This is a genomic window from Bosea sp. OAE506, assembly GCF_040546595.1.
In the GTDB taxonomy this organism is placed as follows: domain Bacteria; phylum Pseudomonadota; class Alphaproteobacteria; order Rhizobiales; family Beijerinckiaceae; genus Allobosea.
Window position 1 is genome coordinate 187,339 of record NZ_JBEPOB010000001.1, and the last position, 21,004, is coordinate 208,342.

At 66.2% G+C, this 21,004-nt stretch carries 19 protein-coding genes; 15 read left to right on the top strand and 4 right to left on the bottom strand.

Going from position 1 to position 21,004, the window contains the following annotated elements; all coding sequences use genetic code 11:
* Positions 1–14: 14 nt before the first annotated feature.
* The 12 genes from ABIE41_RS00985 (at position 15) to ABIE41_RS01040 (ending at position 13,353) form a co-directional block, all read left to right on the top strand.
* Positions 15–1,118, top strand: a complete 1,104-nt coding sequence (locus ABIE41_RS00985; protein WP_192642988.1) for an NAD-dependent epimerase/dehydratase family protein — start codon at positions 15–17, stop codon at positions 1,116–1,118.
* The gene (locus tag ABIE41_RS00990; protein WP_192642989.1) at positions 1,115–3,172 is read left to right on the top strand and encodes an NAD-dependent epimerase/dehydratase family protein; all 2,058 of its coding nucleotides are present in this window, start codon (positions 1,115–1,117) and stop codon (positions 3,170–3,172) included. The genes ABIE41_RS00985 and ABIE41_RS00990 overlap by 4 nt, the downstream gene beginning before the upstream one ends.
* Positions 3,169–4,464 carry a TIGR04295 family B12-binding domain-containing radical SAM protein gene (locus ABIE41_RS00995; RefSeq protein ID WP_192642990.1) on the top strand — a complete coding sequence of 432 codons (1,296 nt, stop codon included), beginning with the start codon at positions 3,169–3,171 and terminating at the stop codon, positions 4,462–4,464. Before ABIE41_RS00990 ends, ABIE41_RS00995 begins: the two co-directional genes overlap by 4 nt.
* Positions 4,465–4,487: 23 nt before the next feature.
* Positions 4,488–5,576 (top strand): glycosyltransferase family 4 protein, encoded by a 1,089-nt coding sequence (locus ABIE41_RS01000; protein ID WP_192642991.1) that lies wholly within the window; start codon positions 4,488–4,490, stop codon positions 5,574–5,576.
* A gap of 1 nt (position 5,577) precedes the next feature.
* Positions 5,578–6,702, top strand: coding sequence for a CgeB family protein (locus tag ABIE41_RS01005; protein ID WP_192642992.1), 1,125 nt, complete (start codon positions 5,578–5,580; stop codon positions 6,700–6,702).
* Positions 6,702–7,796, top strand: a complete 1,095-nt coding sequence (locus tag ABIE41_RS01010) for a CgeB family protein (RefSeq protein ID WP_192642993.1) — start codon at positions 6,702–6,704, stop codon at positions 7,794–7,796. The genes ABIE41_RS01005 and ABIE41_RS01010 overlap by 1 nt, the downstream gene beginning before the upstream one ends.
* A complete protein-coding gene (locus ABIE41_RS01015; RefSeq protein WP_192642994.1) occupies positions 7,793–8,929 on the top strand; it encodes a CgeB family protein in 1,137 nt (378 codons plus the stop codon). Before ABIE41_RS01010 ends, ABIE41_RS01015 begins: the two co-directional genes overlap by 4 nt.
* A gap of 2 nt (positions 8,930–8,931) precedes the next feature.
* A complete protein-coding gene (locus ABIE41_RS01020) occupies positions 8,932–9,954 on the top strand; it encodes a UDP-glucuronic acid decarboxylase family protein (RefSeq protein ID WP_192642995.1) in 1,023 nt (340 codons plus the stop codon).
* A complete protein-coding gene (locus tag ABIE41_RS01025) occupies positions 9,951–10,673 on the top strand; it encodes a TIGR04290 family methyltransferase (protein WP_192642996.1) in 723 nt (240 codons plus the stop codon). The genes ABIE41_RS01020 and ABIE41_RS01025 overlap by 4 nt, the downstream gene beginning before the upstream one ends.
* A 742-nt stretch (positions 10,674–11,415) precedes the next feature.
* Positions 11,416–12,294, top strand: a complete 879-nt coding sequence (locus ABIE41_RS01030; RefSeq protein WP_192642997.1) for a manganese catalase family protein — start codon at positions 11,416–11,418, stop codon at positions 12,292–12,294.
* A 266-nt stretch (positions 12,295–12,560) separates the two neighbouring features.
* Complete coding sequence (locus ABIE41_RS01035; RefSeq protein WP_354191549.1) at positions 12,561–13,049, top strand: DUF1003 domain-containing protein; 489 nt, start codon at positions 12,561–12,563, stop codon at positions 13,047–13,049.
* A 64-nt stretch (positions 13,050–13,113) separates the two neighbouring features.
* Positions 13,114–13,353, top strand: coding sequence for a DUF2171 domain-containing protein (locus tag ABIE41_RS01040; protein ID WP_192642999.1), 240 nt, complete (start codon positions 13,114–13,116; stop codon positions 13,351–13,353).
* 5 nt (positions 13,354–13,358) lie between these two features.
* Here the strand turns inward: ABIE41_RS01040 and ABIE41_RS01045 are convergent, their stop codons facing one another.
* Positions 13,359–15,026: a sensor histidine kinase gene (locus tag ABIE41_RS01045; RefSeq protein ID WP_192643000.1), complete on the bottom strand. Its 1,668-nt coding sequence runs from the start codon at positions 15,024–15,026 to the stop codon at positions 13,359–13,361.
* A gap of 116 nt (positions 15,027–15,142) precedes the next feature.
* Positions 15,143–15,472: a hypothetical protein gene (locus ABIE41_RS01050; RefSeq protein WP_192643001.1), complete on the bottom strand. Its 330-nt coding sequence runs from the start codon at positions 15,470–15,472 to the stop codon at positions 15,143–15,145.
* Positions 15,473–16,173: 701 nt separating this feature from the next.
* Between ABIE41_RS01050 and ABIE41_RS01055 the strand changes: the two genes are divergently transcribed.
* Genes ABIE41_RS01055 through glf form a run of 3 tightly spaced genes read left to right on the top strand, consistent with a single transcriptional unit; the run spans position 16,174 to position 18,813 of the window.
* Positions 16,174–16,407: a DUF378 domain-containing protein gene (locus tag ABIE41_RS01055; protein ID WP_192643002.1), complete on the top strand. Its 234-nt coding sequence runs from the start codon at positions 16,174–16,176 to the stop codon at positions 16,405–16,407.
* A 32-nt stretch (positions 16,408–16,439) separates the two neighbouring features.
* A complete protein-coding gene (locus tag ABIE41_RS01060) occupies positions 16,440–17,603 on the top strand; it encodes a glycosyltransferase (protein ID WP_210320947.1) in 1,164 nt (387 codons plus the stop codon).
* Positions 17,596–18,813, top strand: a complete 1,218-nt coding sequence (gene glf, locus ABIE41_RS01065; RefSeq protein WP_192643003.1) for a UDP-galactopyranose mutase — start codon at positions 17,596–17,598, stop codon at positions 18,811–18,813. Before ABIE41_RS01060 ends, glf begins: the two co-directional genes overlap by 8 nt.
* A gap of 74 nt (positions 18,814–18,887) precedes the next feature.
* Here glf and ABIE41_RS01070 read toward each other — a convergent pair whose 3' ends face one another.
* On the bottom strand, positions 18,888–20,099 hold the full coding sequence (locus ABIE41_RS01070) for a glycoside hydrolase family 1 protein (protein ID WP_192643004.1): 1,212 nt from the start codon (positions 20,097–20,099) through the stop codon (positions 18,888–18,890).
* Entirely contained in the window at positions 20,096–20,896 is an 801-nt protein-coding gene (locus tag ABIE41_RS01075; RefSeq protein WP_192643005.1) for an SDR family NAD(P)-dependent oxidoreductase, read from the bottom strand. Before ABIE41_RS01075 ends, ABIE41_RS01070 begins: the two co-directional genes overlap by 4 nt.
* Positions 20,897–21,004: the final 108 nt, after the last annotated feature.

Sequence of the window (21,004 nt, forward strand, 5' to 3'; positions counted from 1 at the left end):
AGCCGGAGGCCGGAATGACAGCGCGATATCTGATCACGGGCGGAGCCGGATTTATCGGGCGCCATCTCTGTGCCGAACTGCTCGGTGCCGGGCACGATGTCCGGATCCTCGACAGCTTCGTGCCACAGGTTCACGGCGATAGCAGGCAGGCTCCAGCCGATGTCGAGGTTCTGACAGGCGATCTGCGCGACGCGGACCTCGTCCAACGCGCGCTGGAAGGCATCGACGGCGTCTTTCACCTCGCCGCCGAGGTCGGCGTCGGCCAGAGCATGTACGAGATCGAGCGTTATGTCGGCGGCAACGACCTGGCCACCGCCGTCCTGCTCGACCAGATTGCGCGCAGTCCGATCCAGCGGCTGGTCGTCGCTTCCTCGATGAGCGTCTACGGCGAGGGCCTCTATGAGGGCTCTGATGGCACCCGCTTCAACGCCGTGCGTCGGGTCTTGAAGGGGGGCCAGCGCGACTGGGATCCGCACGGCCCCGATGGCGAGACGCTCCTGCCAGTCGCGACGGCCGAGGACAAGCCCGTTGACCTCGCCTCCATTTATGCCCTGACCAAATATGCCCAGGAACGGGCCTGCCTCATCGTTGGCGGCGCCTATGGCGTCCAGACGGTCGCGCTGCGGCTGTTCAACGTTTTTGGACCAGGTCAGGCGCTCTCCAATCCCTACACCGGCGTGCTCGCCAATTTCGGCTCCCGCCTGCTGAACAACCAGCCCCCCATGATCTTCGAGGACGGCAAGCAGAAGCGCGACTTCGTGCATGTGCGCGACGTCTCTACCGCCTTCGCGCTGGCGATGCACGCTCCCCATGTCGATGGGCAGATCATCAATATCGGTAGTGGTCAGGACTACACGATCGAGACCGTCGCCCGGCTGCTGGCCGATGCGCTGGGGCGGACAGGGTTCGCACCGCAGATCCTGAGTAAGGCGCGCGCGGGCGATATCCGGCACTGCTTTGCCGACATCAGCCGCGCGAAGGAGGTGCTCGGCTACTGGCCGGCTCATCGCCTCGAGGATTCGATGGAGGAGGTCGTCGAGTGGCTCTCAGCCTCGCGGGCCGAGGATGGCGGCGAACGCGCCCGTCGGCAGCTCGAGGAACGGGGGCTGGTGGCATGAGCGGCATCGCGTCCGCCACCGCAGGACAGCCGGCCGTCGGCTTCGTCGAATGGTTTCGCCCCGGCGAACACCGGCGCGTAGAAGCGGCGATCGCCGGGCTTCAGGCGGCAGGCGTCAACCGGCTGCGCAGCCATCTCTCATGGGCTGAGTATCACGGCGACGGCGGCCGGGACTGGTATGACTGGCTGATCCCGCGGCTCGGGCAGAGCTTCGATTTTCTGCCCTGCATCCACTACACGCCGCCGTCGCTGTCTCGGACGGGCGCCTCCTCCGGAGCGCCGCGGGTCCTCAAGGACTATGCCGACTTCATCGATGGCGTGCTGACCCGCTACGGCGAGCATTTCCGCGACGTGGAAGTCTGGAACGAGCCCAACAACCTGCTCGACTGGGATTGGCGCGTCGACCCCGACTGGAGCCTGTTCTGCGAAATGATCGGTAATGCTGCCTATTGGGTGCAGCATCGCGGCTGGCGCGCCGTGCTCGGCGGCCCGTCCCCCTTCGATCCACACTGGCTGGAGCTGATGGGCGAGCGCGGCGTTCTCGGCGTCGTCTCGGCAGTGGGGTTGCACGGGTTCCCCGGCACATGGGACAGCGAAGTCGGGACCTGGCGCGGCTATGACGCGCATATCGCCGAGGCGCGGGCGATTCTGGCACGACACAACCCCGACTGCGAGATCTGGATCACCGAGGCCGGCTATTCGACCTGGCGCGAGGACGAGGCCGAGCAGGTGCGGCGCTTCACCGAGGCGCGCGAAGCCCCGGCAGACCGCCTCTATTGGTATGGCTGGCAGGACGTGCCGCGCGACGTGCCCGTGCAGGAGGGGCTCTATTTCGACCCGCGCCACTATCATCTCGGCGTCACCCGCGAGGATGGGCGGCCCAAGCTGCTGCGGCGCCTGCTGGAGACGGAGGGGTCGGCGGGCTTCGATACCATAATGCCCGACGCTCCCCCGGCGCGGCCCTTGCGCGCGGTACGCCCGGCGCCCGTCGTCGTCTTCGGCGGCGCCGGCTTCATCGGCACCAATCTCTGCGAGCGGTTGCTCGGCGAGGGCCAGCGCGTGATGCTGTTCGACAGCCTCGGCCGGCCGGGGGTTGAGCGGAACCTGCGCTGGCTTCAGGAACGGCACGGGGCTGCGCTCGAAACGCGGCTCTCGGACATCCGGGACGAGGCGGCGGTCCGGTCCGCCGTCACCGGCGCCAAGGCCTGCTTCCATCTCGCCGCCCAGGTCGCGGTCACCGACAGTCTCGTCGACCCGCGTCATGACTTCGCCGTCAACGCCCAGGGGACGCTCACCATTCTCGAGGCTTTGCGTCTCCAAGCGCCCGAGACCCCGCTCGTCTTCGCCAGTACCAACAAGGTCTATGGCTCGCTGGCGAGCCTCGACATGGAGCAGACCGAGAACGGTTGGGCGCCTGCAAACGGGCTGTTTCGACGCCACGGCGTGAACGAGACGCGCCCGCTCGACTTCTGCACGCCCTATGGCTGCTCGAAGGGCACCGCGGACCAGTATGTGCTGGACTATGCCCACAGCTTCGGGCTGCGCACCGCCGTGTTGCGAATGAGCTGCATCTTTGGGCCGCGCCAGTTCGGCACAGAAGACCAAGGCTGGGTTGCGCATTTTCTACTGAAGGCGCTGAGGGGCGAGCCCATCACCATCTTCGGAGACGGACAGCAGGTTCGCGACATCCTTCACGTGGCCGACGCGGTCGATGCGTATTGCCGTGTCCTCGGCGCCATCGACAGCGTCAGTGGCCGAGCCTTCAACCTCGGCGGCGGTCCCGCCAACTCCGTCAGCCTCGCGACCGTCATCGCCGAGATCGGCATGCTGATCGGCCGGCCTCCGACCTTGCATCATCAGGACTGGCGCGCTGGCGACCAGCCTTGGTTCGTCGCCGATACCCGCGCACTCCAGAAGACTTTGGGATGGCGGGCGAGCTTCGACTGGCGCGACGGCCTGCGCGATCTCCATGGCTGGGCCACACGCGAATTCGGCCATGGCCCGGTTGCGCCCGTCGCGGCCGCGGCGAGCGCACGACGGAGGGTCTCGGCATGAGGGTCGCACTGGTTAACCCCCGCTGGAGCTTCGAGGGCAGCATCTATTTCGGCTGCCGGGAGCCGCATCTGCCGCTGGAACTCGGCTACTGCCGCGCATTGCTGGAGCGCGCCGGGCACCAGACGCTGATGCTCGATTGCCATCTCATGGACCGCGAGCACGAGAGCCTAGCTGCGGAGATCGCCGCCTTTGGCGCGGACATGACCGTCGTCACGACGGCGCCGAGCTATCTCTTCTGGCGTTGCGCGCCGCCCGAGCTGCGGGTCCCGGCCGACTTCCTGCGCAGCCTCGCCGGCCGCGGCGGCAAGACCGTCGCCGTCGGCCCTCATGGCTCGGTCACGCCGGGCGCCACGCTGCGCAAACTCGGTTGCGACGTGATCGTGCGCGGCGAGTGCGAGGAGGTCGTGGCGCGGCTGGCCGACGGTCTGCCCCTGCACAGTATCGCCGGGATCGCCTTTCGCGAAGGCGAGGAGCTAATCGTCAATGGCGGGCCCGCCGCCAGCCCCTTCGTGGAGGCTCCGGCCCTGACCTGGCCGGCGGAGTGGATCGCCCGACACCACCATCACCACCACCGTTTCGACGACAACCGCCGCGGCTTGGGGGCCGAGGTCGAAGCCTCGAGAGGCTGTCCCTACACCTGCTCCTTTTGCGCCAAGATCGAATTTCGCGATGCCTATCGGCGCCGCCGCCTGGATCTCGTGCTGTCGGAAATCGACGCGCTGATCGCGCAGGGCGTGGGCTACATTTATTTCGTTGATGAGATCTTCCTGCCGCAGAAGCCGTTGTTGGAAGCTCTGGTCGAGCGCGACGTGCAGTTCGGCATCCAGACCCGCATCGACTTGTGGAAACCAGATCTCCTGGAACTGCTCGGCCGGGCCGGCTGCGTCTCGATCGAGGCGGGCATCGAGAGCCTGACCGTCGAGGGCCGCGCGGCACTGGCCAAGCGCTGCCGGCTGGAGACCGAGGATCTTGCCGCGCTGCTCATCGAGGCGCGCCGCCATGTTCCCTTCGTCCAGGCGAACCTGATCGGGATGGAGGAGGACAGCGCCGAACTCGTGACCTATTGGCGCGACGTGCTGCTGAAGGCCGGGGTCTGGGCCAACGAGCCCGTGCCGCTCTATCCCTACCCTAGCTCGCCCAGCTACCGTAGCCTCTGGGGCGAGCCCGACGATGCCGCATGGGAACGCGCGCACGCCTATTATCTCCAGGCGTTTTCAGCCTTCAGCGACATCCAGGAGAAGCTGCCGGTTCCGCTCGAAAAGCTGGAGGCGTCATGCTGTCCGGCCCATTAATGCCCCGCCCGCGGCGGGTCCTGATGACGCTCGATGCGGTAGGCGGCGTCTGGCGCTACGCACTCGATCTCGCCGAAGGACTGGGCGAAGCCGGGATCGACGTCCTGCTGGTCGGGTTCGGCCCCAAACCCAGCCCCGACCGCCTGCGCGAGATCGAGCGGTTTGGGCGCGCATCACTGGTGTGGGTCGACGAGTCGCTCGATTGGATGGTGTCGGACGCGACCGCTTTGACAGGTGTCGCCCCGGCGCTTCAGCGGCTGGCGGCGGACTGGCGGCCCGACCTCATTCATCTCAACCTGCCCTCGCAGGCAGTCGGCCTCCAGGTCTCGTGCCCCGTCGTCGCGGCGACCCATTCCTGCCTTGCGACGTGGTGGCAAGCGGTATGCGGCGGGGCCCCGTTGCCGGCCGAATGGCTTTGGCAGCGGTGCCTCACGGGCGAAGGGCTGGCGCAGGCGGCCCGGGTGCTCGCTCCGAGTGCGAGCCATGCCGCCGCGACCCGGACCGCCTATGGGGACGTCGCGTCCATCGATGTCGTTCACAATGCGAGCCTGGCCGTCTGCCCGCCGACCCGCCAGCGCAAGCCAGTCGTGCTTTCGGCTGGGCGCTGGTGGGACGAGGGAAAGGGAGCGGCGACGCTGGATGCGGCGGCCGCGCTCTCTCCCTGGCCCGTTCTGATGGCGGGCGGACTGGATGGTCCCGATAGCCTCTGCCCGCAGCCGGCCCACGCCCTCGCGCTGGGCGACCTCGCACCGGCGACGCTGACCACGCTGATGGAGCGCGCGGCCGTCTTCACCTCGCCCTCGCTCTACGAACCCTTCGGTCTGGCCGTGCTTGAAGCCGCCCAGCGCGGCGCCGCGCTGGTGCTCTCTGATATCCCCACCTTCCGAGAATTGTGGAGGGGTGCGGCGCTTTTCGTCCCACCAGGAGACCCGGCGGCGCTGGCTGCAGTGATCACCCGGCTCGCGGGCGACGAAGGCGAGCGGGCCCACCTAGCCGGAGCAGCGTTGCGGCGCGCGGCTGATTTTTCCCCGGAGCGCCAAATCGAAGGCGTGCTGCGCTGCTACGGCGCCGCCCTCGGCGCGTCAGTTTCTACTCTGGCCGCGGCGGAATGAAATGCGCATCGTCCTCTACACCCATTCGCTGATCTCCGACTGGAACCATGGCAACGCCCACTTCCTGCGGGGCGTCCTGCGCGAACTCGAGGCCCGCGGTCACAGCACGCTGGCGCTCGAACCGCGCGACGGCTGGAGCCGCAGCCATCTTCTGGCCGAGCGTGGCGCGGCTGCGGAGGACGGGTTCCGACAGACCTTCCCCGAACTGAACGTCGACTTTCATGACGAAGCCTTCGACCACGAGGCGGCGCTGGCGGATGCCGACGTCGTGGTCGTGCATGAATGGACTCCGCCGGAGCTGGTGGCGCGCATCGGGCGACTGCGCCATGACGGCGCGCGTTTCACCCTCTGCTTCCACGACACGCATCACCGCGCCGTCTCGGCGGAAGCCGACATCGCCTCGCTTGCGCTGGCGGATTACGATCTCGTGCTGGCTTTCGGCGAGACGTTGCGGCAGCGCTATCTGGCGCGCGGCTGGGGCGACCATGTCCACACCTGGCACGAGGCCGCGGATCTGCGCCTGTTTGGGCCGCGGCCGGCGACGCTGCCGGAGGCCGATCTGATCTTCGTCGGCAACTGGGGCGACGGGGAACGGGCACAGGAACTGACGGAATTCCTCATCGAGCCGGCGCAGCTCCTGACGCTGACCGGCGCCGTGCGCGGCGTGCGCTATCCCGCGGAGGCGCTGGAGCGCGTGGCGCAGGCCGGCCTGCGCTATGGTGGATCGATCGCGAATGCAGAGGTGCCCGAGGCCTTCGCCCGCCATCGCATGACTGTCCATGTGCCGCGGCGGCCCTATGTGGAAAGCCTGCCGGGCATCCCGACTATCCGTGTTTTCGAGGCGCTGGCCTGCGGCATCCCGCTGATCAGCGCGCCCTGGGACGATGCCGAGGGCCTTTTTCGCGAGACCGATTTCGTCAGGGTCCGCGACGGCGGGGAGATGGCCCGCGCCATGCGCCTCATCCGCGACGATGCCGATTTCGCGGCAGCGGTCGCGGCCCAAGGGCTGGAGACCGTCCGCGCCCGCCATAGCTGCGCGCATCGAGTCGACGAGCTGCTCGCGATCCTCGCCCGCCACGGCACGCAGCGCGCCCGCCAAGCCCTCGTCGACCCGGAGTTCGCCTGATGCGCATCGCCTTCTATGGATCGAGCCTGCTGTCTTCCTACTGGAACGGTGCGGCGACCTATTACCGCGGCATTCTGCAGGGGCTCGCACGACTCGGACACGACATCGTCTTCTATGAGCCTGACGCCTTCGACCGGCAGTCGCATCTCGACATGGAGCCGCCTGACTGGTGCCGTGTCGTGGTCTATCCGGCGACGCACGAGGGCCTTGCCTACGTGCTGGCCGAAGCGAGCGAGGCTGACGCGGTCGTGAAGGCGAGCGGGGTCGGCTATGGCGACGAAGCCCTGCTCGCCGGCGTGCTGGCGCAGGCGCGCCCCGCTGCGCTGACGATCTGGTGGGACGTCGATGCCCCCGCGACGCTGGCGGAGATCGGAGCTCAACCGGGACATCACCTGCGGGCGGCGCTGCCGCGGCTCGACCTCGTGCTGACCTATGGTGGCGGTGAGCCTGTCGTCTCGGCTTACCGGGCGCTGGGAGCGGCAATATGCCTGCCCGTCTACAACGCACTCGATCCACAGAGCCACCACCCGGTCGCGCCCGATCCGCGTTTCGCCGCCGATCTCGCTTTCCTCGGCAATCGGCTGCCGGACCGCGAAGTGCGGGTCGAGCGCTTCTTCCTGAACGCTGCGCGGGCGCTGCCGGAGCGACGCTTTCTGCTCGGCGGCTCGGGCTGGGGCGACAAGCCCTGCCCAGCCAATATCCGCAAGCTCGACCATGTACCGACGGCCGCACACAACGCCTTCAACGTGACGCCGCTGGCGGTGCTCAACATTTCACGCGAGAGCATGGCGGCCACCGGCTTCTCGCCGGCGACTCGCGTTTTCGAGGCGGCGGGCGCCGGTGCTTGCCTGATCACGGACGCCTGGGAGGGGATCGAGCTCTTCCTCACGCCGGGTACGGAAGTCCTGGTCGCCCAAGATGGCACCGACGTCGCCGAGATCCTGAGCGCGCTAACGCCGGAGAAGGCGAGGCGGATCGGCCAGGCGGCCCTCGCGCGGGTGCTGGCCGAACACACCTATGACCGCCGGGCCCACGAACTGGACGCCAAGCTGCGCGCCGCGCTCGCTATCAAGCGCCGGGAGCTCGCGGCATGACCAAGCCCCTCGACATCGTCTTCATCGGCCTGTCGCTGACCTCCTCCTGGGGAAACGGCCACGCCACCACCTATCGCGCGCTGCTGCGCGGGTTGGCGCGTCTCGGCCACCGCGCCCTGTTCCTGGAGCGCGACGTCTCTTGGTATGCGGAGAACCGCGACCTGCCCCGGCCGGATTTCTGCAACCTCGCACTCTATAGCGACCGCGCCGCGCTGATCCGCGATTATGGCGAGAGGATCGCGGGCGCGGATGCCGTTATCGTCGGCTCCTTCGTTCCCGAGGGCATCGCCGTAATCGACGAGGTGCTGGCGCGGGCGCAGGGCGTGCGCGCCTTCTACGATATTGACACGCCGGTGACGCTTGCTCGCCTCGAACGCGGCGACTGCGATTATCTCGCCCGCCACCAAATACCGGCCCTCGACGCCTATCTCTCCTTTTCGGGAGGCGAGGTTCTGGATGTTCTGGCGGATCACTTCGGCGCCGTCGCGCCCCATGCTCTCTATTGCGCGGTAGATGAGGACCGCTACCGACCCCTGGACATCACCAAACGTTGGGACCTCGGCTATCTCGGCACCTATAGCGACGACCGCCAGCCCGCGCTGGAGCGGCTGCTGTTGGAGCCGGCGCGCCGGCTGCCGCATCTGCGCTTCGTCGTAGCAGGTCCACAATATCCGGCTGGGATCGCTTGGCCCGCCAATGTCGAGCGGATCGAGCATGTCGGCCCCGAGGACCATGCGGCCTTCTACGCCGCCCAGCGCCATACGCTGAACGTCACCCGCCAGGACATGATCGCCGCCGGCTGGTCTCCCAGCGTGCGATTGTTCGAGGCAGCCGCGTGCGGCGTGCCGATCATCAGCGACCGCTGGCGGGGCCTCGATGAACTGCTGCCCGAGGACGAGGCCATCGTCATCGCCGACGAGGCGGAGCGCGTTGTCGCCGTCCTTGCTGAGGAGCCCCCAAGGGAGGCGCGAGAACGCGCGGCCCGCGCCCGCGAGATCATTCTTGCAAACCACACCGGAACAAATCGCGCGGCGCAACTGCTGGCGCTCCTATCCGGCCGCGCCGCCCGAAGGGCGGCTGCGTCGCCCGAACGACCCAAGGCCTCCGCCACCGCTTTCGACCCGAGGAGATGAGCATGACCAGTCGCAAATCGGGGCTGCGCGCCCTCGTTGCCGGAGGCGCCGGCTTTCTTGGCAATCATCTCTGCGAGCGGCTTCTGGCCGAAGGGGAGCGCGTCATCTGCCTCGACAACCTGCAGACAGGCGGGCTGGACAATCTGCGCCGCTTCGCCCGCGACAGCCGCTTCGAATTCATCGAGGCCGATGTCTGCGACCCGCTGCCGGCGAGCCTGCGGGCGGACAGGGTCTACAACCTCGCCTGCCCTGCCTCGCCGCCGCTCTACCAGGCAGACCCCGTCCACACGATGATGACCAGCGTGGTCGGCACCCGCAATCTGCTCGACGTGGCGCAGCTCAGCGGCGGGCGCTTTGTGCAGGCTTCCACCAGCGAAGTCTATGGCGACCCCGAGGAGCATCCGCAGCGCGAGAGCTATCGCGGCAGCGTCAACCCGATTGGCATTCGGGCCTGCTATGACGAGGGCAAGCGCGCCGGTGAGGCGCTGTGCTTCGACTATCTGCGCAGCTTCGATGTGGACGTGCGGGTCGCCCGGATCTTCAACACCTACGGACCGCGCATGAGGCCCGATGACGGCCGCATCGTCTCGAACCTGATCGTCCAGGCTTTGGCAGGCGACGCCCTGACCATCTATGGCGGCGGCGAGCAGACCCGGTCCTTCTGCTATGTCGACGACCTCGTCGACGGCCTGATCCGCCTCATGCGGGTCGACCCCAATCCTAAGGCACCAGTGAATCTCGGCAATCCCGAGGAGTACACGATCAACGCCTTGGCGGAGCTCGTGCTCGATCTGACCCAGAGCCGCTCGCAGGTGGTCTACCAACCCTTGCCGCAGGACGATCCCCAATGCCGCCGCCCGGACATCGCCCGCGCTGCCGAAGTTCTCGGGTGGCGCCCGCGCGTCCCGGTCCGCCAGGGACTTGCCGCGACGATCGCCTGGTTCGACGCGGGCATCGCGCGGCCCTGGCGCGAGACGGCTCCGTCGGACTCCGCGCTCGCTGCGGCGGCAGGAGGGGTGGCATGACCGCGCCGGCCCGGCGCAACCGGGACAGCGCGCTGAGCGAGCGCATCAGTGCGCTTGGGCCCTGGTTCCACAACCTCGACCTCGACGGTATCGCCACGGCACCCGAGCATTTTCTCGGCGACTACCCGCGCTTCAAATGGAACAGCTTTGCCCATGCCATTCCTGCCGATCTCAGCGGCTGCAGCGTCCTCGACATCGGCTGCAATGGCGGTTTCTACGCGCTCGAGATGAAGCGGCGCGGCGCTGAGCGCGTGGTCGCGATCGATTCAGATCCGCGCTACCTCGACCAGGCGCGGTTGGCGGCCGAAGTCAACGAACTCGACATCGAATACAGGCTCATGTCCGTCTACGAAATCGCCGCGCTGAAGGAGCGCTTCGACCTCGTGCTGTTCATGGGCGTGCTCTACCATCTGCGGCATCCGTTGCTGGCGCTCGACCTAATTGCCGAGCACGTCGCGGCAGACCGGCTGGTCTGTCAGTCGCTGATCAGGGGATCGGAAGCGATCACGCCGCCGCGGCAGGATCATGACTTCACCGAGCAGGCCTTCTTCGCCGACGAAGGCGCCCCGCGGCTCACCTTCATCGAACATCGCCTGGCGGGCGACCCAACGAACTGGTGGGTCCCGAACCGTGCCTGCCTCGAAGCGATGATCCGCAGCGCGGGGTTCACCATCGAGATGCAGGCCGCTGACGATCTCTACCTCTGCAGAAAGAACTGACCACCGCTGAACCCAGCGTCCCCTCGCGCGTCATTCCCTGCATTGGCAGTGGAGGCATCGCGATGGACGCACAACACCCGACTCTTCAACCGCACGGGGATGGCGAAGCCATCGCCGCCCGCGCCAGGGCTGCGCTCGCCAGATGGACGCAGCGCTGGCCGCGTTGCGTCAGCGACGGACGTTCGGCGAGGCCGGCCCGCGCCCAGCAGGAACGCCAACAGTTCGGCCCCCCGATGAACGTCGCTAATCTTCAGCTCGAAGGGCTGCTCGTCGTCCTGAGCGAGCTAGCCCGCCTCTTCGCCGACGGCGACCCGACGCGCCAACTTCAACTCGAAGAGGGGTAGAAACGTGCCGAGGCCGTGATCACCGCAGATGGCCAGCGGCTGGCCCAGCTCAGGGCGAGCCAGCGGGAATCCCTCCTGTTTCCAGCCCGCTATCTCGCTTGCGCAACACAGCCGGGCGCTGAGGGCGCACCGTTTTCGCAGCTGGCCGCCCAGGTAGGGGGAAACAAGATGCCGCGCACCCTCTGAATGGGCCGGATGAGAGCTGCCTCCGCAGATGCTGCTCCTGCATCGCGAATTCGACCCTGCAAAGAGGTCAAAGCTTGACCCCCGCGGCACCCGGCCAAGCTGGAACTGCGCCCCGCCCGTTCTGTTGCGACAGGACGGGGACGCGTCCCCGCCGCGCTTCCACGTGGAGCCGCTGTCATAAGGCGCCGGCGCGCCGAACATGTGAGGACGAGATGTTTTACACCGATGGACTGCTTCAATACCCGGTGCGGGTCGACAAGCCCAGCCCCACGTTCGCCCGCGCGCTTCAGCAGGCGATCGGCGGCGTCGAGGGCGAGATTCGCGTCGCCATGCAGTACATGTTCCAGGCCTTCGGCGCGCGCGGCCCCTCGAAGTACCGCGACATGCTGCTCAACACCGCGACGGAGGAGCTAGGCCATATCGAAATGCTGGCGACGGCGGTTGCGCTGAATCTCGAGGGAGCTCCGCTGTCGATGCAGGAGGAGGCTTCCGCGAATATGGTTGCCGGCTCGGTTCTGAACGGGATGGATTTCCGGCACCTGCTCTCGACAGGCCTCGGCGCCTTGCCGTCGGACGCCAACGGCGTGCCTTTCGACGCCTCGCATGTCTACGCGTCGGGCAACATCGCCGCCGACATGTATGCCAACGTCACGGCAGAGGCGTCCGGCCGCGTGCTCGCGACCCGGCTATACAACATGACCGACGACGCCGGCATGAAGGACATGCTGTCCTTCCTGATCGCCCGCGACACGATGCACCAGCAGCAATGGCTCGCGGCCATCGAGGAGATGGGCGGCACCGCCAACCTCCCGATCCCCGACAGCTTCCCGCAGGACCAGGAGAATACGGAGTTCTCCTATGTCTATCTCGGCCACATGACCGACGGTTCGATCCCGAAGGGTCGCTGGAGCGAGGGCGAGAGCCTCGATGGCAAGGGGCGCTTTAGCGCCCGCGCCTCGGAGCCCCTGGGCGGCAAGCCCGTGCTGGCGCCAGCACGGCCCGACAGCGGCGCCCAGGCGGCGCAGAACTCGAACTCCGGTGCCACCGGCGTCTTGGGAACGATTGAGGGTGCGATCGAGCGCAATTTCTGACGCGCGTCGGATGGCGCGTGCCGTGGCGGCGGCTCATCGAGCTGCCGTCACTGCGTTGACAAGGCGGGTCCGTCTTCCCCGAACTAAGCTTCGGCCTCCAAAAAGGAGGCGAGCATCCGATCTGCAAAGTAGCCCTTTCGCCTCTCAGGCCCGGCCCAGAGCCGGTTGCCATGGCCTGCAGACTCACTTGGCTGGTTGGCGCTCTGCCGGAGCAGCCGTGGTAGCGAGTGTTCATGAAAAAAGCCCAGGACAGGCCAGAGGGCCAGATGGCGGCGATCGTCGAGCGGAACATCGCCGCTCTGCGGGAGGAAACGGAGCGGCGCCAGGCGGCCAAAGGCCTGTCTGAGCGGATAGCCGACGCGATTACCGGCTTCACGGGCAGCATGACCTTCGTCTTCCTGCATGTGACGGTGTTCGGCGTCTGGATCGTCGCCAATCTCGACCTGCTCCCCGTGCCACCCTGGGATCCGAGCTTCGTTGTGCTGGCCATGGTGGCGTCCGTCGAGGCGATCTTCCTGTCGACCTTCATCCTGATCAGCCAGAACGCAATGTCGGCGGCAGCGGACCGCAGAGCCGACCTGGACCTGCAGATCAACCTCCTGGCCGAGCATGAGATCACCCGATTGATCGAGCTTGTCACGGCGATCGCACGCCGCCTCGACGCGCTCGGTGAACCGCCACCCGACCTTGCCGAAGCGAGCCGTGATGTACGGCCCGAGCAGGTGATGCGGCGGATCGACGAGGCGGGCGGCTGAGCCGCCGGAACAGTGCGGCGGTGCTGCGCCTTGATGAGAGCGGTGGCGGAGCAGGAGAAGCGAGATGGCAGGCACCCAGACGATCACGGAGCGCATACGCGAGGGGCAGCGCGTCGTCGGCGCGGACGGTAAGGCTATCGGGCGGGTCACCGGCCTCGCCGGCAGCCTCCTCGCGCTCGAGGCAGGTGATCCCAAGCTCGGGCCGCACCGCTATCTCGATGTGGCCACCATCGCGACAGTCGAGGGCGAAGAAGTCAGGCTTCTGATCGACGCCGCGGAGGCCAATGAGCGTCTGAGTACGTGATGTCGTCAGCCCGCGGCGTCTGTTGGTCTACGGCTCTCCGTGTTGAAGGACAGGCGCAACACTAGCCCGGTCGGCGGAAAATCCAGCTCGACCTGCGGGTCGCACTCGGCCGGGAGAGCCCGCCGGATCAGGCGGCTCCCAAAGCCCTGTCGATCCGGCGGAAGCACCGGCGGCCCGTCACATTCGCGCCAGAGCAGGGTGATGCGGCCCTCGGCATCCAGATCCCAATGGATCTCCACCCTACCCTCCTCGTCCTTCAGCGCGCCGTATTTCAGCGCGTTCGTCGCGAGTTCATGAACGATCATCGAGAGGGCGAGCCCCATCTTGCCCTCCAACCTCACGATCGGCCCCGAACTGCTGATCCGGCTCAGTCGATCGACATGAGGACGCAGGGTGGTTGCAATGATGTCGCCGATGGCACCCTGGCGATCCTCATCGGACAGCAGGACATCCAGTGCGGCCGAGAGCGCCACGACACGGTCTGAGAAGATTTGCGAGCGCTCGGCATCGACATAAGGTCCGAAGGTCTGCCGCGCGATCGCCTGGAGGACGGTCAGCAGGTTCTTGACGCGATGAGCAAGTTCGCGCGTCGCCAGATCACGCTGCTCACGGGCCCGGATCGCCGCCTCTTCGCGCACAGCCAGTTCGTCGAGCAGGTCATCGACGGCGTGGCCAACGCTTTCGATCTCCCCTTGGCTGCCCCTCATGCCGGTGCGGTGACGGCTCTCGCCGTGGCGCCAGGAGGCGAGAACCTGATTGATCTGCATGATCGGCCGGCGGACGAAGGCGTTGCCTACGAACCACGCCGCGGCAAAGGTCAGCAGCGCACCAAACCCGACGATGATGCCTCCGATCAGGCTCGACCGGTTGAGCGCCGCGAAGGCCTCCGACCTGGCCAGGCCGGCACTTACGTAGAGCCCCTGCAACGGCATGCCCACAGGCTGGTAGCCGACGATCCGGGCCTCCCCGTCCTGGCTCGTCAGATCGATGCTGCCCGGCTTCGGCCCGCGCAGGAGGTGCCGAAAGGCTGCCGGTATCCGCGTGCCCACGAAGCGCTCGGGCAAAGGGTAACGTGCCAAGATCACGCCCTTGCGGTCGGCGACGGTCAATGCGCCCGAGGGGGTGACACCGCGTTCTCGAAGCCGTTCGCCGAGCCAGTCGAGGCGGATTCCGGTTGCAAGCACGCCCCGCACCTCACCCCGGGCGTCCCGAACGGCCCGTGCGAGCGGCAAGACGGCGGTGTCGGTAATCCGGCTGTGCGTATACTCACCAACTGCCGTCCGATCCGACACCAGAGCTTCCTGCAGATAGCCGCGGTCCGACAGGTCATGCCCGAGCGACGCGCCGACGCTGTCGCAGACGATGCGGCCCTCGACGGACATCAAGAAGATCACCCGGACGGATGACACAGATGCTGCGACAGCCGCGAGCGCCCGGCTGCAGGCGCTCGGATCAGTTTCCGAAACTTCGGCATTGGCTGCAACCGCGATCAGCAGCCCATCGATACCTTCGATGATGCGCTCAAGTTCGGAGGCGGCCTGGCGGCTGGCCTGCTGCGCCATGCGGTGCACCTCCTGCTCCCGCTCGGCGCGGTAAGTGACTTCGTTGATGCCGAGCAAAGCGGCGCCGGGCGTCAGCGCGGCGGTAGCCAGAAGGAAGAGGCGCTTTTTCAAGGGTCAGCCGGGATGCTCATGAGCGGTTTTTGGAACGTGAAGAGGCCATGAGAAGTGGGTTACCCAGTATGGTGCCAGATTTAGAAGATGGCACGATGTGCAATCGCCCAGGCGGCTCACGAGACGTATCTCCGGAGGCTCATCCCACCCGCTGTCCCCAGCCGGAGCGTCCGGCGCGGCGCCACCCGCGCCGTCCGGACATAATTGAGGCGCGCCTGCAGTCCGTCCTTGATGTCATGGGCGACCCTCCAAGCCTCGAACTCATGCCGTCGCACGAAGACAAGTTCGACCACGTATCCCTCGGCAAGATGGCGTGTCAGCTCGCGCCGCGCAGCGGTGCGCCACCGACTGTAGCCGCTAAAGCCGGCTGTCGCGTCCCCCGCAGGGGCAAAATCGATCGGGGAGTAGCAGGGCAAAAGCACCGTCTTCGCATCGCCGGTAATCATAGCCGGCTCCTTTCGCAGTCTTGTTCCCCCGCAGGTTCCAGACTGGCAGGGCGACAGATCGCCGCATTAACATGGGATAAACCGTTCGGCCGATCTCGGTTCGGCTGCCCACGTGCGTTAACTCGCTGCGCGTCATCGCGTTGAGCCCGATCAATTGCTCAACAACCCGCAGGCGTCTATCCCATCATCGACCCCCGCAGCGCCGACAAGCCCTAACGCCCCATTAGATTACTTCAGAAGGCAAGGACCGACGGCTCGTTGGAACGACGTTCTTTTCGGCGGGCCAATCACCACAAACGCACCACCAGACAAAACGTCTGCCGCCACCGATGGCGCAGCCGTCGCGGCGGTATGGCGTTGGATGTGGACGACGAAGCTGGACCCGTCCCGGCACCACTGCCCTGACATCGCCGCCGGTCCGCACCGCGCAGACTAGAGCTTTGGCCTTCGCGCCATACAGTTCGGCTCTAGATCAGGAGCCCAGCTGACCCGCCTCCTCCACAGGAGTCGCGCAAATCGGACGACTAATGGAGCTGATGAAGATTGGCCCGATATCCAGCCCCGCTAACGAAATGACGCGCGCTTTCATTAGCCGGCTTTCTCTGGCTCCGCCCAATCATGCTTAGCCTCCGCATTGCAGAGAGAACCATCGCGCCGCTCGCCGGTTGGCTTGAGATCATCCTCTCACGGAGTTCTCGCCCATGAAGTTTCTCAACATCCTGACCCTGCTGCTGATCATCATCGGTGGCGTGAACTGGGGCCTGGTCGGCGCCGCGAATTTCGATCTTGTCGCCGCCATCTTCGGCGCGGGCTCGATGCTGAGCCGCCTCGTCTACATCGCGGTTGGCCTGTCGGCTCTCTACCAGATCATCCCGTTCATGCAGGCGATGAACCGCGGCGAAGTCGCGGCCGAGGCCGATCTGACCCGCCGCTGATCGCCCGCCGTGCTCTGATAAAGGATCTTCCCATGAGCCTCACCGAGATGTCGAGCGGTTCTCCGCGAGACCTGCTGATCTGCCTCTCGCATCTCCGGTGGGACTTGGTGGTCCAGCGCCCGCACCACCTCCTCAATCGAGCCGCGCGGGACTTCCGGGTGGTGTATGTCGAGGAGCCCCTGCCAGGGGACCGCGACGATGTCCGGCTGCGTTGGGACGGGGAGGTCCTGATTGCCACGCCGATCGTTGCCGACGGCACGATCGACGTCGAGTCGGTCGTCGCGGAGCGGGTTCGGCAGCTGGCGGCGATGTGCCGATCGCGTCGGCTGGTGCTCTGGTACTACACCCCGATGGCGCTGCCTCTGGGCACTGGCCTGGAGCCGGACTGTGTCGTCTATGACTGCATGGACGAACTATCGATGTTCAAGGACCCGCCGCCGCATCTGCGCGAGCGGGAGCAGGAGTTACTGCGCGATTGCGACCTGCTCTTCACTGGCGGTGAAAGCCTGCAGGAATCGAAGAGCAGCCACCGCCCCGACGCCCATTGCTTTCCGAGCAGCATTGACGCGGCGCATTTCCAGCGAGCCCGGGCTGCAGACAGGCCGGAGCCGTCCGACCAGGCTGACATCCCCCAACCCCGCATCGGCTATTTCGGAGTGCTCGACGAGCGGCTGGACCTGAGCCTACTAACGGCGATCGCCCGGGCACGGCCGGACTGGCATTTCGTCATGCTCGGGCCCGTGGTGAAGATTGATCCGGCCGAGCTGCCGCGCCCGTCCAATATTCATTGGCTCGGGGCTAAAGCCTATGACGCGCTGCCCAATTATCTCGGTGGCTGGGATGCGGGGTTCATGCCCTTCGCCCTCAACGACTCCACCCGCTTCATCAGCCCCACCAAGACGCCCGAATTCCTGGCTGCCGGTCTGCCCGTCGTTTCGACGCCGGTGCGTGATGTTGTGCGCGGCTATGGCGATGACGGCCTCGTCGAGATTGCAGACGGCCCCACCGAGATGATCGCAAGGCTAGAAAAAGCCCTGAGTGAGCGCGACGATCCGCAACGTCTGCGGGCCGCCAATGCGCGGATCGCCACGACGTCATGGGACGCGACCTGGGCGCAGATGCTCCGCCTCCTTGAGCAAAAGCTGCCGGCGCCCGCCCAGACCACTCCCATCACGGCGGAGGCCGCCCATGTTTGACTGGCTTATCGTCGGCGCCGGGTTCGCCGGTAGCGTGCTTGCGGAACGGCTGGCGACGCAGCGCAATGAGAAGGTGCTGGTGATCGACCGGCGTTCCCATATCGGCGGCAATGCTTTCGACTATCATGACGAGGCCGGGCTTCTGGTGCATCGCTACGGGCCGCACATCTTCCACACTAACGCTCAACAGATCGTGGACTACCTCTCCCTGTTCACGCAGTGGAGGCCCTATGAACACCGCGTGCTGGCGGAGGTCGAGGGGCGGCGGGTTCCTATTCCGATCAACCGCACGACGCTCAATCGGCTTTATGATCTCGACCTGGACGAAGCCGGAGCAGCCGCGTTCCTCGCGAGCCGCGCCGAGCCGGTGCCGCAACTGCGAACTTCGGAAGACGTGGTCGTCTCGCAGGTCGGGCGGGACCTGTACGAAAAGTTCTTCCGCGGGTACACTCGCAAACAGTGGGGGCTCGACCCCTCGCAGCTCGACAAATCCGTCACGGCTCGCATTCCGGTGCGCACGAACGACGACGACCGCTATTTCACCGACAGCTTCCAGTGCATGCCGCGACATGGCTATACGCGCATGTTTGAGAGGATGCTGGGGCATCCGCAGATCAAGGTGATGCTCAACACCGACTGGAGCGAGATCGCCGATGTCATTCCCTTCCAGCGTTTGATCTTCACCGGCCCGATCGACTCGTATTTCGGCTACCGCTTTGGCCAGCTGCCCTATCGCTCGCTCGCCTTCGAGCATGTCACGCTCGACCGCGAATGGAGCCAGGAAACCGGCACCGTCAACTTTCCGCAGACGCAGGACTACACACGCGTGACGGAGTTCAAACACCTCACGGGGCAGAAGCATCCGCTGACCAGTTTGGTCTATGAACATCCTCGCGCCGAGGGTGAACCCTACTATCCAATCCCGACCGAGGAATCGCAGGCGCTTTACAAGCGCTACGAGGCGCTGGCGCGGGCGACGCAGAATGTCTGGTTTGTCGGTCGGCTGGCGACCTATCGGTATTACAACATGGACCAGGTCGTGGGTCAGGCCCTGGCAACCTTCCGTCGCATCGATGAGGCAGTGCCACTGTCGAGCCGTAAGGCGCTTGAGATCAAGCGCCGTGCAGCTGCCTCTCAGGCAACGGCATTGTTCGGTGAGCTCGCACCCGCGATCCTCTTGCGCGACCTCAACGGCGAGGCCGCTCCCTAGGCCTTCATGCCGTCGATAAACCCTCTGCCCCCGATGGTTGGTCGCCATCCGGGACAGAGTTCCATTCGAGACGGTCACTGGTCTTTGCAGTCCGCGGCCCGATCAGGGCAGCATCTGTTCAAAGTTTGGCGGAGGCCGTGCTGTTTGTGATGGCTGATCTGGTGGGCAAGCTCATCGGCCAAAGCGGGCTCGACACGGCGCGCATAGCTCGTCCGGTCATAGTCGATCATGCCATTAGGGCAGTGCCTATCGTCGTCCCAGCCGGGATGATTGAGGATCGGGTAGAGACACAACCCGATCACGTCGACCCCGTAGGCGGCGGAGGCACGCGCCTCGGCGCCGACATGACGCAGCCAAGGCACCCGCTCTTCGGCCTCGATCCCCGTCTCGGCGATCAAGATTGGCCGGTCATAGCGACGGGCGACGTCCGCCAGCATGTGGCTCAGGCGTCGCAATGGATGCCCCCCACGCCAATCGAGCGAGCCGCCTTCGACGATCCACTGGTTGTGGCAATAATAGTTCACTCCGACGAGATCGAGGGCCTCCTCAGATCCGCCCAGCTCCGGCTCGCGCCGCCCGCAGATCATGTCCCAGGCCTCGAACTGCGCCGCATTGAGCGCCGCCGCGCGTCCGTCGAGGCGGCGGTTCCGCGGATCGGGATGGACATGGATCAAGGGGTCGATCTGGATGAATCGGGCACGCGGACAGACCTCGCGTATGGCAGCGATGGCGGCGAGGCTGGCGCGGACGAGCTGGCGTTTGATCTCCGGACCGCGTCGCCGGCCATAGGGCGCAAAAAGGCCTGCCGTGCCGGCGGCCCAGGCCGTGAATGAGATCTCATTGACGACGCTAACCACCGGCGGCTCGCCACTTTCGCTCTCGATCAGCCGGCCAGCTGCAGCAGCGTAGCGCGCGAAGCGTGTAACAAAGGCGGGCGAGGAAATGTCGAGCCCGTCGGGCCAGCCGTAATGTAGCAAATCCCAAATGACCTGAACACCGGCTGCCCCCGCTGCCCGTAGCATTGGCAGCAGGCTCGACCAGTCGTAGCGATACGGAATGCGTTCGACGCGGTGCCAGCGAACGCCGTCGCGCAGGGTGCCCAGGCCCAACGATCCCGCCAGCCGATAATCGGCAAGAGCCATCTCGTCATGGCGCGTGGCGGCGATCACATCCAGGCGACGGCCGTCCCGCCGACGGTGCGTCGAACACTCGAAGCCGCCCATGAAATAACTCTTCAGCGGCGACGGGGCAGCGAAGGGTCGCCTCTCCAGCACGGCCTGTGTCATGGGCCGTCAGCGCTGCCCGAGCCCGGCTCGGCCATGTTGCGATGCTGCTCGGCGAGCAGCCCGGAGGGCGTCACATTGGCAAGCACGGTCTGGAGCTTGTTCTTCCAGCCGCTGACGACGTCGCCATCGCCGTTCATCACCGCGTCGAAGCCGACCCTGGCGACCATGGCAGCATCGTCCTTGTCCTGCTGGCCGACCGCCGTGTCCAGCATGTCCGCACGCCGGAAGAACTCCGTGTCGGTCGGACCCGGCATGAGGCAGGAAATGACCACGCGCGTGTCCTTCAACTCATTACGGATGGCGAAGGCGAAGCTGTCGATGAAGGCCTTGGTCCCGTTGTACACCGCCTGAAAGCTGCCGGGGATGAAGCCAGCGATCGAACCAGTGAGCAGGATGCGGCCGGCGTTCCGCTCGCGCATCTGCCGGCCGATACTGTGGACCAGATAAACCGTACCGGTGATGTTGGTGTCGATGACATGGCTGATGTCGGCGATGTCCTGATCAAGGAAGCCTCGCCCAAGGCCACGCCCCGCATTGGCGAAGAGGACGTCGACCGGGCGGCATGTAGCCTCAATGGCCGCGAGCAGCTCATCCACTCCATCCATTGTGGCGAGATCGGTCTCTACCGCCGTCACGTCCACACCCTCGTCCCGCAGTTCTTCGGCAGCGGCCTGAATCTCAGGCTCGTCGGCGGCGATCACCAGATCAAAACCCTCCGCGGCGCAGAGACGCGCAAGTTCCAACCCTATTCCGGAGGAGCCACCTGTGACGACGGCCAACTTGCGCTGCTGATCCATTCTGTCCTCCTGTGTTCGATCCACGATGGCCAACCGAAGTGCAGAAGAGCGGTTCCGCAATCCGCGCCAAAAGCGCAGACGCCAAAGCTTTGACTGGGAAAGCGTTGC

Excerpts from the sequence above, each read along its gene's own strand:
- ABIE41_RS00990 (WP_192642989.1), top strand. The coding sequence starts at position 1,115 with ATGAGCGGCATCGCGTCCGCCACCGCAGGACAGCCGGCCGTCGGCTTC.
- ABIE41_RS01070 (WP_192643004.1), bottom strand. The coding sequence starts at position 20,099 with ATGACACAGGCCGTGCTGGAGAGGCGACCCTTCGCTGCCCCGTCGCCG.
- ABIE41_RS01025 (WP_192642996.1), top strand. The coding sequence starts at position 9,951 with ATGACCGCGCCGGCCCGGCGCAACCGGGACAGCGCGCTGAGCGAGCGC.
- ABIE41_RS01035 (WP_354191549.1), top strand. The coding sequence starts at position 12,561 with ATGGCGGCGATCGTCGAGCGGAACATCGCCGCTCTGCGGGAGGAAACG.
- ABIE41_RS01015 (WP_192642994.1), top strand. The coding sequence starts at position 7,793 with ATGACCAAGCCCCTCGACATCGTCTTCATCGGCCTGTCGCTGACCTCC.
- ABIE41_RS01000 (WP_192642991.1), top strand. The coding sequence starts at position 4,488 with ATGACGCTCGATGCGGTAGGCGGCGTCTGGCGCTACGCACTCGATCTC.
- ABIE41_RS01030 (WP_192642997.1), top strand. The coding sequence starts at position 11,416 with ATGTTTTACACCGATGGACTGCTTCAATACCCGGTGCGGGTCGACAAG.
- ABIE41_RS00995 (WP_192642990.1), top strand. The coding sequence starts at position 3,169 with ATGAGGGTCGCACTGGTTAACCCCCGCTGGAGCTTCGAGGGCAGCATC.
- ABIE41_RS01040 (WP_192642999.1), top strand. The coding sequence starts at position 13,114 with ATGGCAGGCACCCAGACGATCACGGAGCGCATACGCGAGGGGCAGCGC.
- ABIE41_RS01055 (WP_192643002.1), top strand. The coding sequence starts at position 16,174 with ATGAAGTTTCTCAACATCCTGACCCTGCTGCTGATCATCATCGGTGGC.
- ABIE41_RS01010 (WP_192642993.1), top strand. The coding sequence starts at position 6,702 with ATGCGCATCGCCTTCTATGGATCGAGCCTGCTGTCTTCCTACTGGAAC.
- ABIE41_RS00985 (WP_192642988.1), top strand. The coding sequence starts at position 15 with ATGACAGCGCGATATCTGATCACGGGCGGAGCCGGATTTATCGGGCGC.
- ABIE41_RS01060 (WP_210320947.1), top strand. The coding sequence starts at position 16,440 with ATGAGCCTCACCGAGATGTCGAGCGGTTCTCCGCGAGACCTGCTGATC.
- ABIE41_RS01005 (WP_192642992.1), top strand. The coding sequence starts at position 5,578 with ATGCGCATCGTCCTCTACACCCATTCGCTGATCTCCGACTGGAACCAT.
- glf (WP_192643003.1), top strand. The coding sequence starts at position 17,596 with ATGTTTGACTGGCTTATCGTCGGCGCCGGGTTCGCCGGTAGCGTGCTT.
- ABIE41_RS01050 (WP_192643001.1), bottom strand. The coding sequence starts at position 15,472 with ATGATTACCGGCGATGCGAAGACGGTGCTTTTGCCCTGCTACTCCCCG.
- ABIE41_RS01020 (WP_192642995.1), top strand. The coding sequence starts at position 8,932 with ATGACCAGTCGCAAATCGGGGCTGCGCGCCCTCGTTGCCGGAGGCGCC.
- ABIE41_RS01075 (WP_192643005.1), bottom strand. The coding sequence starts at position 20,896 with ATGGATCAGCAGCGCAAGTTGGCCGTCGTCACAGGTGGCTCCTCCGGA.